The organism is Lelliottia amnigena (genome assembly GCF_019047465.1).
Classification (GTDB): domain Bacteria; phylum Pseudomonadota; class Gammaproteobacteria; order Enterobacterales; family Enterobacteriaceae; genus Enterobacter; species Enterobacter amnigenus.
This window is the reverse complement of the sequence record NZ_CP077236.1, coordinates 570,889-584,383: the sequence shown is the minus strand read 5'-3', so window position 1 is coordinate 584,383 and position 13,495 is coordinate 570,889. Positions and strand designations below refer to the sequence as shown.

Here is a 13,495-nt window from a genome sequence, read left to right as displayed (position 1 = left end):
ACGGGTGTGTATAATGCGCCCGCTTTTCAGACTGGAGTATTATCCGTTGTCCGACCTTGAACTCAATCATGAATACTGGATGCGCCATGCGCTTCAGCTTGCCCAACGCGCCTGGGATGAGGGCGAAGTGCCCGTGGGTGCCGTACTGGTGCACAACAATCAGGTGATTGGGGAAGGGTGGAACCGCCCGATTGGGCGTCACGATCCGACTGCACATGCTGAAATTATGGCGCTGCGTCAGGGCGGTCTGGTATTACAAAACTATCGTCTGCTCGAAACCACGCTGTACGTCACGCTGGAACCTTGCGTGATGTGCTCTGGCGCGATGGTTCACAGTCGCATCGGGACGCTGGTCTTTGGGGCGCGCGACGAAAAAACAGGCGCGGCGGGGTCGCTGATGGACGTGCTACGGCATCCGGGTATGAACCACCAGGTGCAGATTATCGACGGGGTGCTTGCACCAGAGTGTTCGGGGCTATTAAGTGATTTCTTTCGAATGCGCCGTCAGCAGAAAAAGCAACAAAAGGCAGAATCGACGTCGTCGCCGGGTGATTGAGTTCATGCGGTGAAACCACCGGATAGCTCTGCGCGATCTGCTTTGCCTGCGTCACTTCCTTTTCCTTTTCCATCAGATAACCCACCAGGCTTATCTGATATTTCCGGATATTTTCCACATAGGCGTAAGCCTCATGCCCACGCGCATAGCCGTAGGTCAGTTTGTTGTACCAGGGTTTCTGGCTTAAGAGTGGCAAACGCTGTTTAACGTCGGACCAGCTGTCCGGGTTGCCTTTCGTTTTCGCCGTCAACGCACGGGCGTCGAGCATATGCGCGTAGCCCATATTGTAGGCCGCGAGCGCAAACCAAATCCGCTCTTCTTCCGGTACGGTATCCGGTACTTTTGCCATCATGTCCTGCAAATAGCGCGCGCCGCCACTGATGCTTTGTTCGGCGTCGGTGCGATCGGTCAGGCCGAGACTTTGAGCGGTATTTTTGGTGAGCATCATCAGCCCGCGCACACCGGTCGGTGACGTCGCCTGGGCATCCCAATGCGATTCCTGATAGGAGATAGCCGCCAGCAGACGCCAGTCAATTTCCTCGGCGTATTTCTCAAAGAGGGGCTGCAAATCGGGCAACACGCTGTCAACGGCACGCAGGAAGCTGCGGGTATCAACGTAATCAAAATCACCGCCGTGCCCTAAATATTTCTCTTCAAGCCGCGCCAGGATGCCTTCTTCATTCATGGAATTGAAAAAATCGAGTATGGCGGCGGAAAGCGTCTGATCGTCGTCGAGCGGACTAAACCAGGTGACGGGCTGTTCATCGGTCACATCAAGCGCAACGGCGATTTCTGGATGAACGCGCTGGAAAAAACTGATCGCAACAGAATCGGCGATCGTGTACGCCAGCTTTTTGTCTTTTACTTGCTCCAGCAGCGCAGTCGTGCCGAGTTTCTCATCAACTTTCCAGCTCAGATCCGGATATTTTTTCTCTTTCAGCACACGCAGATCGTCAATGACCACGTGCCCCGGTGCGACGGTGAGCTGCTGATCGTTGAGCGTGGCCATCGTACGTGGACGAACGCCACCGACGCGGTATACCACCTGCTGCGAAACAGAATAGTATGTCGGGCCAGGTTGATAGTTTTTGCTCCGCTCACTGTTATACACAAGCCCGGCGGCCAGCAGGTCGGCATCGTCATTATCCAGGTCGTCAAACAGCTGGCTGATATTCTGGCGAACGGTGATTTTGAGCTTTACGCCAAGGTAATCGGCAAACTGTTGCGCCAGTTCATAGTCCAGGCCAATGATTTTGCCATTCACATTGTTATAGGTCAGCGGGGAGTCGAGAGTACTGACGCGCAGTTCCCCCCGCGACTGAATCGCGGCGATACGGTTTTCGGCTTTGCCGAACCAGGGAATAGAAGGCCATAAGGCCGCTGCCAGCAGCAAGGTGACTATGCCGATGAGCAGATAATTAATCTTGAATTTTTTCAATTAGTTAATTCTCTGCGCCGTGCGATGCCTCAGTGTGCTGTAGTCATGTTAAGAATAAGGTTTACCATTGAATGAGCGGCATTTTGCGTAAACTTGCGCCAGTTGGCAACTAATTACAGAGACAGGTAACACCAATCGATAAAAATTCAGAATGATTTTATTTCGACGCAAACGGTTTCGTCGGCGCTCAGGATTCTCTATAATGACGCCCGTTTTCCCCTTGCGCACACTGTAAGCGCCTCAAGCGCTTCGAAGACGAGAGACTTATGATGGAAATTCTGCGTGGTTCGCCTGCACTATCTGCCTTCCGTATCAACAAACTGCTGGCACGTTTTCAGGCTGACGGCCTTCCGGTAAGCACTATTTACGCTGAGTATGTCCATTTTGCCGACCTGAATGCTCCTTTAAATGCAGAACAGCGAGCGCAGCTCGAACGCCTGCTCAAGTATGGTCCGAGTCTGAGCAGCCACACGCCGACCGGTAAACTGATTCTTGCTACACCTCGTCCGGGCACCATCTCCCCCTGGTCTTCTAAAGCGACTGACATCGCCCACAACTGCGGCCTGAGCCAGATCATTCGTCTGGAACGCGGCGTAGCGTATTACGTTGAAGCCTCGACGTTGACAGATGAACAGTGGCAGACGGTGGCCGCTGAGCTGCACGATCGCATGATGGAGAGCGTGTTTGCCTCTCTGGACGACGCGCAACAGCTGTTTTCTCATCATCAGCCTGCTCCTGTGCAAAGCGTGGATCTGCTGGGCTTGGGCCGCCAGGCGCTGATTGATGCCAACCTGCGTTTAGGGCTGGCGCTCGCGGATGACGAAATTGACTACCTGCAGGATGCGTTCATTAAGCTGAACCGCAACCCTAACGACATCGAACTGTATATGTTCGCGCAGGCGAACTCTGAGCATTGTCGTCATAAGATTTTTAACGCCGACTGGATTATCGACGGTGAAGAACAGCCAAAGTCGCTGTTCAAAATGATTAAAAACACCTTTGAGAAAAACCCTGAGCACGTGCTGTCTGCGTATAAAGACAACGCGGCGGTCATGGAAGGGTCTGAAGTGGGCCGCTTCTTCGCCGATCGCGAAGCAGGGCGCTATGACTTCCACCAGGAGCCAACGCATATCCTGATGAAGGTCGAAACGCATAACCACCCGACGGCGATTTCTCCGTGGCCGGGTGCGGCGACAGGCTCCGGCGGCGAAATTCGTGACGAAGGCGCAACCGGACGTGGCGCGAAACCAAAAGCAGGGCTGGTGGGCTTCTCCGTTTCTAACTTGCGTATTCCGGGCTTTGAACAGCCGTGGGAAGAAGATTTCGGCAAGCCTGATCGCATTGTCACCGCGCTCGATATCATGACCGAAGGCCCGCTGGGTGGCGCAGCCTTTAACAACGAATTTGGTCGCCCGGCCCTGAACGGCTACTTCCGTACCTACGAAGAAAAAGTCGACAGCCATAACGGCGAAGAGCTGCGCGGGTATCACAAACCGATCATGCTGGCGGGTGGGATCGGCAATATTCGCGCCGATCACGTCCAAAAAGGCGAGATCGTCGTGGGCGCTAAACTTATCGTCCTGGGCGGTCCGGCCATGAATATCGGTCTTGGCGGCGGCGCGGCGTCTTCTATGGCGTCCGGTCAATCTGACGCAGACCTTGATTTTGCGTCCGTTCAACGCGACAACCCGGAAATGGAACGTCGCTGTCAGGAAGTGATCGACCGCTGCTGGCAGCTTGGCGATGCCAACCCGATTCTGTTTATCCACGACGTCGGCGCGGGCGGTCTTTCGAACGCCATGCCAGAGCTGGTGAGCGATGGCGGCCGCGGCGGCCGCTTCAATCTGCGCGATATTTTGAGCGATGAGCCAGGCATGAGCCCGCTGGAAATCTGGTGTAACGAATCTCAGGAACGCTACGTGATGGCCGTTGCTGCCGATCAGTTGCCGCTGTTTGACGAGCTGTGCCGCCGCGAGCGCGCGCCGTACGCGGTGATTGGCGAAGCGACAGAAGAGCTGCACCTGACCATGAACGATCCGCATTTCGACAATCAGCCGATCGATCTGCCGCTGGACGTGCTGCTGGGCAAAACGCCAAAAATGACCCGCGACGTGCAAACCCGTAAAGCGACGGGCAAGGCGCTGGATTTGCAGGGTGTGACGATTGCTGATGCGGTAAACCGCGTTCTGCATCTGCCTGCGGTGGCAGAGAAAACCTTCCTGGTGACCATCGGTGACCGTTCCGTGACCGGTATGGTGGCACGCGATCAAATGGTTGGCCCGTGGCAGATCCCGGTGGCGAACTGCGCGGTTACGACCGCGAGCCTCGATAGCTACTATGGCGAAGCGATGGCGCTGGGCGAACGTACGCCTGTTGCACTGCTCGACTTTGCTGCTTCTGCGCGTCTGGCTGTTGGCGAAGCGCTGACGAACATTGCGGCCACGCAGATTGGCGACATCAAACGCATCAAGTTGTCCGCAAACTGGATGGCGGCCGCAGGTCACCCTGGTGAAGACGCGGGTCTGTACGAAGCGGTGAAAGCGGTAGGGGAAGAGCTGTGTCCGGCGCTGGGCCTGACTATTCCGGTGGGCAAAGACTCAATGTCGATGAAAACCCGCTGGCAGGAAGGCAATCAGCAGCGCGAGATGACGTCTCCGCTGTCGCTGGTGATTACCGCTTTTGCGCGTGTTGACGATGTGCGTCATACCATTACGCCGCAGCTGTCTACCGACGATAACGCCCTGTTGCTTATCGACCTGGGTAAAGGGCACAACGCGCTGGGCGCGACCGCGCTGGCGCAGGTGTACCGTCAACTCGGTGACAAACCTGCTGACGTACGCGATGTGGCACAGCTGAAAGGCTTCTACAATGCGATTCAGGCGCTGGTTGCTGCGCGCCAACTGCTGGCCTACCACGACCGTTCAGACGGTGGCCTGATGGTTACTCTGGCTGAGATGGCCTTTACCGGCCACTGCGGCGTGGAAGTGAATATTGCTGGGCTGGGTAACGATCGTCTGGCGGCGCTGTTCAACGAAGAGCTGGGTGCGGTGATTCAGGTACGTGCGGCGGATCGCGAGGCTGTTGAAGCGTTGCTTGAACAGCACGGTCTGGCTGATTGCGTACATTTTCTGGGTAAAGCCGTGGCGGGCGACCGCTTTGTCATTGAAGCGGACGGCCATGCGGTGTATAGCGAGAGCCGCTCCCGACTTCGCATGTGGTGGGCTGAAACCACCTGGCAGATGCAGCGCCTGCGTGATAACCCGGAATGCGCTGACCAGGAGCATGAGGCGAAAGCCAACGATAACGATCCTGGCCTGAACGTGAAGCTCTCTTTCGATATCAACGAAGATATTGCGGCTCCGTATATTTCGACTGGTGCGCGTCCGAGAGTGGCGGTGCTGCGCGAGCAGGGCGTGAACTCCCACGTTGAGATGGCGGCAGCGTTCCACCGTGCAGGCTTCGATGCTATCGACGTCCACATGAGCGACCTGTTGGCTGGCCGTATGGGCCTTGAAGACTTCCAGGCGCTGGTGGCCTGCGGCGGCTTCTCCTACGGTGACGTGCTGGGCGCGGGTGAAGGCTGGGCGAAGTCCATTCTTTTCAACAACCGCGTGCGCGATGAGTTCGAGACCTTCTTCCATCGTCCACAGACGCTGGCATTGGGCGTGTGTAACGGTTGCCAGATGATGTCCAATCTGCGCGAAGTTATCCCGGGTAGTGAAGCCTGGCCGCGCTTTGTGCGTAACCAGTCGGACCGCTTTGAAGCGCGCTTTAGCCTGGTCGAAGTCACTCAAAGCCCGTCGCTGCTGTTGCAGGGTATGGTGGGTTCACAGATGCCGATTGCGGTTTCGCATGGTGAAGGGCAAGTTGAACTGCGTGACGCTGCGCATCTCGCAACGCTCGAAAGTAAAGGTCTGGTGGCGCTGCGCTTCGTCGATAACAACGGCAATGTGACGCAGAACTACCCGGCAAACCCGAATGGCTCGGCGAACGGCATTACCGCAGTGACCAACGAAAGTGGCCGTGTAACCATTATGATGCCGCATCCGGAGCGCGTATTCCGTACCGTCAGCAACTCGTGGCACCCGGAAAGCTGGGGCGAAGACAGCCCATGGATGCGCATTTTCCGCAATGCGCGCAAGCAGTTGGGGTAATCCATCTGCTTCCCGTCGGACGATAATCGTTGCGTCCGGTGGATGAGACGTGCTTTCAAAGCCCGGTTCGCATCTATGCGGCCGGGTTTTTTCATTGTGACATCACGCATCTTTAGGTGTCGGTATTACACGACAATGGCACAGTTACCATGTCTCTAAACGGAGACACTTAACGCTATGATTTATAAAGCAGTCTGGAAGTTTGAAATAAGGTGTAGCCAATGAGCGACACTTAGCCTGGAAATCATTCAGGCGATAAGTAACACGATATTGTAGTAAAAATCATATATTTCATAATGTTAATATTTTGTTTTGATTTTTGGCACGGCTGTTGCATAATATTAATCAGTGGCTCATTCACCCTCTTATGTCAGCCCCTTCGGGACGCGCTACATAAACTTCGAATGACGCACAAAAAGGTGCCTGCCGTCCAACTACTGATTATTGCTCATGCTTTATCAGGCTCCGGGCGAAACGTCGAGTAAGGCACCGCCTCATTTCACAACAAAGCCGGGTTTTTACCCGGCTTTGTTGTATCTGAAGGTCAGACTCGGTACGCTCTCCAGACCCCCCTCACTGAGAGAGTCATGCGTTGAAACGCTGGTCTGTTTTTCCTCGCTCCCTGCGACAGCTTGTTATGATGGCCTTCCTGCTCATCTTGTTACCCCTGTTGGTGCTGGCATGGCAGGCGTGGCAAAGCCTTAATGCGCTCAGCGCCCAGGCCGCGCAGACTAACCGCACGACGCTCATTGATGCCCGCCGCAGTGAGGCGATGACCAACGCCGCGCTGGAAATGGAGCGCAGCTATCGCCAGTACTGCGTGCTGGACGACCGTACGCTGGAAAAGGTCTATCAAAATCAACGCAAACGCTACAGCGAAATGCTGGACGCGCATGCGGGTGTGCTCCCGGACGATAAGCTTTATCAGGCGTTGCGCCAGGATCTGAACGATCTGGGGCAATTGCAGTGCAAAAACAGTGGGCCTGATGAGGTCGCAACTGTCCGGCTCGAAGCGTTTGCCAGCGCCAATACCGAGATGGTGCAAACAACCCGTACCGTTATTTTTTCGCGTGGGCAGCAGCTGCAACAGGAAATCGCCGAGCGCGGTCAGTTCTTTGGCTGGCAAGCGCTGGTGCTGTTTATGGTCAGCCTGGCGCTGGTGCTGCTGTTTACCCGAATGATCATCGGCCCGGTAAAAGGCATCGAACGGATGATTAATCTTCTGGGTGAAGGAAAGTCCCTCGGGAATACCGTGGTCTTTAAAGGGCCACGGGAATTGCGCTCCGTGGGTCAACGCATTATCTGGCTCTCGGAGCGGCTGGCGTGGCTGGAATCACAGCGCCACCAATTTTTACGCCATATCTCCCACGAATTAAAAACGCCGCTCGCCAGCATGCGCGAAGGGACTGAATTGCTCGCCGATGAAGTGGCAGGGCCGTTAACCGCTGAGCAAAAAGAGATCGTCGAGATCCTCGACGCCAGTAGCCGTAATCTGCAAAAACTGATTGAACAACTGCTTGATTACAACCGTAAACTGGCCGATGGCGCGGTTGAACTGGAACGCGTTGAGATCGAACCGCTGGTGGATATGGTGCTCTCCGCCCACAGCTTGCCAGCGCGAGCTAAAATGATGCATACCGAACTGGATCTCCAGGAGCCAGTCTGTTTTGCAGAGCCTATGCTATTAATGAGTGTACTGGATAATCTTTATTCCAATGCGGTGCACTATGGTACTGAATCCGGTAACATTTATATTCGTAGTTTCACCCAGGGATCGCGGGTGTGTGTCGATGTCGCCAATACCGGAGATCCCATTCCGGATGACGAAAAAAAGATGATTTTTGAGCCCTTTTTCCAGGGAAGTCATCAGCGAAAAGGTGCGGTAAAGGGGAGCGGGTTGGGCTTAAGTATTGCCCGCGATTGCATACGGCGTATGCACGGCGAGTTGTATATCTCGCATGACGATCGCGCGGATGTTTGCTTTCGTATCGAACTGCCTCTTGAGCCGGAAAAATCAATGCAATGAATCTAAGTCTGGTGAGTATGTTACACGTCTTTTCTCGCGCTATTAACGCGGTGTTTTCCAGTAAAATTATCCGTACGGGGCTGCCATGTCTGCTGCTGGCGGGATGCGTTGCCCATACGCCGAAAAGTGCAATCAGCGATAAACAAGACGATAAATTACCTGAGCATCAGTTGGCCGATTTTCTCTCGACAGAGTGCGAAAACATCTGGCAGCTGAGCGGCCACGACGTCGAAGCGAACCCTCTGTTCTGGTTGCGTGGCATTGATTGCGCCGATCGGTTGTCACCAGCGGCGGCGCGCGCGCAGGCCCACCAGTGGGCTGATGATACCTGGCAGGACAGTTTCAAACGCGGCATCCTGCTGGCCAATGCCAAAATTAACCCGGTCGAGCGTCGTGTGAATACCACGCGGATGGATGCGCTCAGCCCACAAATTCCTGCGCAAGTGCGCCCGGTATATCAACTCTGGCGCGACGGGCAGGTCCTGCAATTGCAGCTTGCCGAAGAGCGCTTCCGCTACGGTAAATTGCAACAATCTGCGGACGGTGAACTGGATACGCTTCGGTCACAACAACAGTATTTGCGCGCGCAGCTTGAGACCACGACGCGCAAGCTGGAAAATCTCACGGATATTGAGCGTCAGCTGTCCACGCGTAAACCGGCCAGCAACTATTTGCCGGATGCTTCTAAGACCAACGCACAGCCGGCCAAAACGCCTGATGAGGACAGTGATACTTCGAAACAAGAGGACGTGAAGCCATGACAAGTCGCAAACCTGCCCATCTCCTGCTGGTGGATGACGATCCCGGCTTGCTGAAGCTGTTGGGAATGCGCCTGGTCAGCGAGGGTTACAGCGTTGTCACCGCCGAAAGTGGGCAGGAAGCGCTGAAAACGCTTGGTCGAGAGAAAATCGATCTGGTGATCAGCGATCTGCGTATGGACGAGATGGATGGCATGCAGCTGTTCGTTGAAATCCAGAAGCTGCAGCCCGGAATGCCGGTCATTATTCTCACGGCGCATGGCTCGATTCCTGATGCGGTCGCCGCAACACAGCAGGGGGTATTTAGCTTCCTGACCAAGCCGGTGGACAAAGACGCGTTGTATAAAGCGATAGACGATGCGCTGGAACATTCCGCTCCGTCCGTTGATGAAAAATGGCGTGAATCCATCGTGACGCGCAGCCCGATTATGCTGCGCTTGCTGGAGCAGGCGCGCATGGTCGCACAATCGGACGTCAGTCTGCTGATTAATGGGCAGAGCGGGACCGGGAAAGAGATCCTGGCGCAGGCGATTCACAACGCCAGCCCGCGCAGCAAAAACGCATTTATCGCTATTAACTGCGGTGCGCTTCCTGAACAACTGCTGGAATCTGAACTCTTTGGTCATGCGCGCGGCGCGTTTACGGGCGCGGTGAGCAGCAGGGAAGGGCTTTTCCAGGCCGCAGAAGGCGGGACACTTTTCCTCGATGAAATTGGTGATATGCCCGCGCCATTGCAGGTCAAACTGCTGCGCGTGTTGCAGGAGCGCAAAGTGCGCCCGCTGGGCAGCAACCGTGATATCGACATTAACGTGCGGATTATCTCGGCTACTCACCGCGATTTGCCAAAAGCGATGGAGCGTAAAGAGTTCCGCGAAGATCTGTACTACCGCCTGAACGTCGTCAATCTGAAAATCCCGGCGCTGGCGGAGCGCGCGGAAGATATTCCGCTGCTCGCAAATCATCTTTTGCGTCAGTCGGCGGACAGACATAAGCCGTTCGTGCGCGCGTTTTCAACCGATGCAATGAAACGGCTGATGACCGCAGGCTGGCCGGGTAACGTGCGCCAACTGGTGAACGTGATCGAACAGTGCGTGGCGCTGACCTCCTCGCCGGTGATCAGCGATGCGCTGGTGGAGCAGGCGCTTGAAGGCGAAAACACCGCGCTGCCGACGTTTGTTGAAGCGCGTAATCAGTTTGAGCTGAACTATCTGCGTAAGCTGCTGCAAATCACCAAGGGCAACGTGACGCATGCCGCGCGCATGGCCGGGCGAAACCGCACCGAGTTTTATAAACTGCTGTCGCGCCATGAGCTGGAAGCGAACGACTTTAAAGAGTAATACCGCAAATTTGATTGTTTATGATACTGTGAGCAATCGATTACGAAGCTGCAAAAGACAGGCGTTTAAGGACCCACCATGAAAAAGATTGATGCGATTATTAAACCTTTCAAACTCGATGATGTACGTGAAGCGCTGGCGGAAGTTGGCATTACCGGCATGACAGTGACAGAGGTCAAAGGTTTTGGTCGCCAGAAGGGCCACACCGAGCTGTACCGTGGCGCAGAGTACATGGTGGACTTCCTGCCGAAAGTGAAAATCGAAATTGTGGTGACTGACGATATCGTGGATACCTGCGTGGATACCATTATCCGCACGGCGCAAACCGGTAAAATTGGTGACGGTAAGATCTTTGTCTTTGATGTGGCGCGCGTTATCCGTATTCGTACGGGTGAAGAAGACGACGCCGCCATCTAATCTGAATATTCCCCTCCCACTCGGGAGGGGAAATCGTACTACAGCACTTTATGCGGGCCGAAGCATTCGTAATGAATGTTGTCTTTATTCACGCCCAGCTCAACCAGCTGCTTCGCGGCAAACTGCATAAACGCCACCGGCCCACAAACGTAAAACTGCATTTCTGGCGCGCTGAATAGTCCCTCATGTAGACTTAAATCCATCAATCCTTCGCTGTCAAAATGGCCCGTTGCACGGTCTGCGTCCGTCGGGAGACGATACCAGGTGTGTGCGTTAAAACGCGGCAAACCGGCCGTCATGGCGGCGATCTCATCGGCAAAGGCATGCACATCGCCGTTTTCAGCCGCGTGGAACCAGTTAACCTGAGCGCTATGTTTTGCCTGAGCAAGCGTGTCCAGCATCGCCAGCATGGGCGTTTGGCCGACACCTGCGGAAATCAGCGTAACAGGCGTATTGGCGTCAACAGCCATAAAGAAATCCCCCGCCGGGGCGGCAAGATGAACTTCTTCGCCCACCACGGCGTGGTTATGCAGCCAGCTTGATACCTGGCCGCCCTCTTCGCGTTTCACCGCAATGCGATAGCCTTTACCGTTTGGCTTGCGGGTCAGTGAATATTGGCGGATTTCCTGATGCGGGAATCCCTCAGGCTTGATCCACACGCCAAGATACTGGCCTGGCTGATAGTCCGCGACAGGTAAACCATCAACCGGCTCAAATTCAAAACTGGTGATCAGAGCGCTACGCGGCGTTTTTTCAACGATGCGGAAAGCACGCGTTCCTTCCCAACCGCCGTTTTTAGTGGCGTGTTCACTGTAGATTTGTGCTTCGCGATTGATAAACACATTCGCCAGCACGCCGTAGGCTTTGCCCCAGGCATCCAGCACCTCCTGACCAGGACTGAACATCTCATCCAGCGTCGCCAGCAGATGACTACCGACAATATTGTACTGCTCCGGTTTGATCTGGAAGCTGGTGTGTTTTTGGGCAATTTTTTCGACCGCAGGCAAAAGCGCTGCAAGATTATCGATGTTGCTGGCGTACGCCGCGATGGCGTTGAACAGGGCTTCGCGCTGATCGCCGTTGCGCTGGTTGCTCATGTTGAAAATCTCTTTGAGCTCCGGGTTGTGCGCGAACATGCGATCGTAGAAATGGGCGGTAAGTTTTGGTCCGGTTTCAACCAGCAGGGGAATAGTGGCCTTGACCGTAGCGATGGTTTGAGCGTCTAACATAGCATTTTCCTTCAGGTGATTTTTTAATGATGTATTTCATATGCATCTTATAAAAAATAACCCTGCGTTGTAAATGGGTCTGTGCATCATGAAAAATGTGCATCACAAACCTGAAAAGAAATCCGTTGAAAATCGTGAGGGCTTTATTCCTCAAACCCTTGCGTGGCGTACAGGTAAACGTTTGCGTAAATTCGTTTGTCAAGACCTGTTATCGCACAACTATTCGGTTATACTGTGGCGCGTTGTCCAACAGGACCGGCTTTTTAGGCCAAATTTTATTGTTAGCTGAGTAGGAGAAGCGGATGTTAAAGCGTGAAATGAACATTGCCGATTATGATGCAGAACTGTGGCAAGCAATGGAGCAGGAAAAAGTACGTCAGGAAGAGCACATCGAACTGATCGCCTCCGAAAACTACACCAGCCCGCGCGTTATGCAGGCTCAGGGTTCTCAGCTGACCAACAAATACGCTGAAGGTTATCCAGGCAAACGCTATTACGGCGGTTGCGAGTACGTTGATATCGTTGAACAGCTGGCGATCGACCGTGCAAAAGAGCTGTTTGGCGCAGATTACGCTAACGTTCAGCCGCACTCCGGTTCTCAGGCTAACTTTGCGGTTTACACCGCGCTGCTGCAACCGGGTGACACCGTGCTGGGTATGAACCTTGCACAAGGCGGTCACCTGACTCACGGCTCACCGGTTAACTTCTCAGGCAAACTGTACAACATCATCCCTTACGGCATTGATGAGTCCGGTAAAATTGACTACGAAGACATGGCGAAGCAGGCTCAGACCCACAAACCGAAGATGATTATCGGTGGCTTCTCTGCTTACTCAGGCGTAGTTGACTGGGCAAAAATGCGCGAAATCGCAGACAGCATCGGTGCATACCTGTTCGTCGATATGGCGCACGTTGCGGGTCTGATTGCGGCAGGCGTTTATCCGAACCCGGTTCCACACGCACATGTCGTGACCACCACCACCCATAAAACCCTGGCGGGTCCGCGCGGCGGCCTGATCCTGGCGAAAGGCGGTGACGAAGAGCTGTACAAAAAACTGAATTCTGCTGTTTTCCCAAGCGCTCAGGGCGGCCCGCTGATGCACGTGATCGCGGCCAAAGCCGTGGCGCTGAAAGAAGCGATGGAGCCAGAGTTTAAAGTTTATCAGCAGCAGGTTGCGAAAAACGCCAAAGCGATGGTTGAAGTCTTCCTGAACCGTGGTTACAAAGTGGTTTCGGGCGGTACTGAAAACCACCTGTTCCTGCTGGATCTGGTTGATAAAAATCTGACCGGTAAAGAAGCAGACGCAGCCCTCGGCCGCGCAAACATCACCGTGAATAAAAACAGCGTACCGAACGATCCGAAGAGCCCGTTTGTGACTTCCGGTATCCGTATCGGTTCTCCGGCTGTGACGCGCCGCGGCTTCAAAGAAGCTGAAGTGAAAGAGCTGGCTGGCTGGATGTGTGATGTTCTGGATAACATCAACGACGAAGCGGTGATCGAACGTATTAAAGGTAAAGTGCTGGATATCTGCGCACGTTTCCCTGTGTACGCATAATTCTGCTCATCGTAATAGAAAAGG

Annotated in this window: 9 protein-coding genes; 7 read left to right on the top strand and 2 right to left on the bottom strand. The window is 54.5% G+C overall.

Annotated features, from left to right (window positions below; all coding sequences use genetic code 11):
- The first annotated feature begins 13 nt into the window (after positions 1 to 13).
- Entirely contained in the window at positions 14 to 556 is a 543-nt protein-coding gene (gene tadA, locus I6L74_RS02715) for a tRNA adenosine(34) deaminase TadA (RefSeq protein ID WP_082691936.1), read from the top strand.
- Here the strand turns inward: tadA and mltF are convergent.
- The gene (mltF, locus tag I6L74_RS02710; protein WP_059179467.1) at positions 441 to 1,994 is read right to left on the bottom strand and encodes a membrane-bound lytic murein transglycosylase MltF; all 1,554 of its coding nucleotides are present in this window, start codon (positions 1,992 to 1,994) and stop codon (positions 441 to 443) included. The two genes, tadA and mltF, sit on opposite strands and share 116 nt — an antisense overlap.
- 266 nt (positions 1,995 to 2,260) lie before the next feature.
- Between mltF and purL the strand changes: the two genes are divergently transcribed.
- The 5 genes from purL to glnB all read left to right on the top strand — a co-directional run bounded on the left by purL (position 2,261) and on the right by glnB (position 10,686).
- Positions 2,261 to 6,148: a phosphoribosylformylglycinamidine synthase gene (gene purL / locus I6L74_RS02705; protein WP_059179466.1), complete on the top strand. Its 3,888-nt coding sequence runs from the start codon at positions 2,261 to 2,263 to the stop codon at positions 6,146 to 6,148.
- Positions 6,149 to 6,740: 592 nt separating this feature from the next.
- On the top strand, positions 6,741 to 8,174 hold the full coding sequence (gene qseE, locus I6L74_RS02700) for a two component system sensor histidine kinase QseE/GlrK (RefSeq protein WP_106379798.1): 1,434 nt from the start codon (positions 6,741 to 6,743) through the stop codon (positions 8,172 to 8,174).
- On the top strand, positions 8,171 to 8,935 hold the full coding sequence (gene qseG / locus I6L74_RS02695; protein ID WP_059179464.1) for a two-component system QseEF-associated lipoprotein QseG: 765 nt from the start codon (positions 8,171 to 8,173) through the stop codon (positions 8,933 to 8,935). The genes qseE and qseG overlap by 4 nt, the downstream gene beginning before the upstream one ends.
- A complete protein-coding gene (glrR, locus tag I6L74_RS02690; protein WP_059179463.1) occupies positions 8,932 to 10,269 on the top strand; it encodes a two-component system response regulator GlrR in 1,338 nt (445 codons plus the stop codon). Before qseG ends, glrR begins: the two co-directional genes overlap by 4 nt.
- A gap of 78 nt (positions 10,270 to 10,347) precedes the next feature.
- The gene (gene glnB, locus I6L74_RS02685; protein ID WP_002914032.1) at positions 10,348 to 10,686 is read left to right on the top strand and encodes a nitrogen regulatory protein P-II; all 339 of its coding nucleotides are present in this window, start codon (positions 10,348 to 10,350) and stop codon (positions 10,684 to 10,686) included.
- Between the two features lie 38 nt (positions 10,687 to 10,724).
- Here glnB and hmpA read toward each other — a convergent pair whose 3' ends face one another.
- Positions 10,725 to 11,915 (bottom strand): NO-inducible flavohemoprotein, encoded by a 1,191-nt coding sequence (gene hmpA / locus I6L74_RS02680; RefSeq protein ID WP_059179462.1) that lies wholly within the window; start codon positions 11,913 to 11,915, stop codon positions 10,725 to 10,727.
- Positions 11,916 to 12,217: 302 nt separating this feature from the next.
- On the opposite strand from hmpA, the gene glyA reads away from it, so the two are divergent.
- Positions 12,218 to 13,471: a serine hydroxymethyltransferase gene (glyA, locus tag I6L74_RS02675; protein ID WP_059179461.1), complete on the top strand. Its 1,254-nt coding sequence runs from the start codon at positions 12,218 to 12,220 to the stop codon at positions 13,469 to 13,471.
- Positions 13,472 to 13,495 lie beyond the last annotated feature (24 nt).

Coding starts and splice junctions, on each gene's coding strand:
- tadA (WP_082691936.1), top strand. CDS start 14: ATGCGCCCGCTTTTCAGACTGGAGTATTATCCGTTGTCCGACCTTGAA.
- purL (WP_059179466.1), top strand. CDS start 2,261: ATGATGGAAATTCTGCGTGGTTCGCCTGCACTATCTGCCTTCCGTATC.
- qseG (WP_059179464.1), top strand. CDS start 8,171: ATGAATCTAAGTCTGGTGAGTATGTTACACGTCTTTTCTCGCGCTATT.
- glrR (WP_059179463.1), top strand. CDS start 8,932: ATGACAAGTCGCAAACCTGCCCATCTCCTGCTGGTGGATGACGATCCC.
- glnB (WP_002914032.1), top strand. CDS start 10,348: ATGAAAAAGATTGATGCGATTATTAAACCTTTCAAACTCGATGATGTA.
- hmpA (WP_059179462.1), bottom strand. CDS start 11,915: ATGTTAGACGCTCAAACCATCGCTACGGTCAAGGCCACTATTCCCCTG.
- glyA (WP_059179461.1), top strand. CDS start 12,218: ATGTTAAAGCGTGAAATGAACATTGCCGATTATGATGCAGAACTGTGG.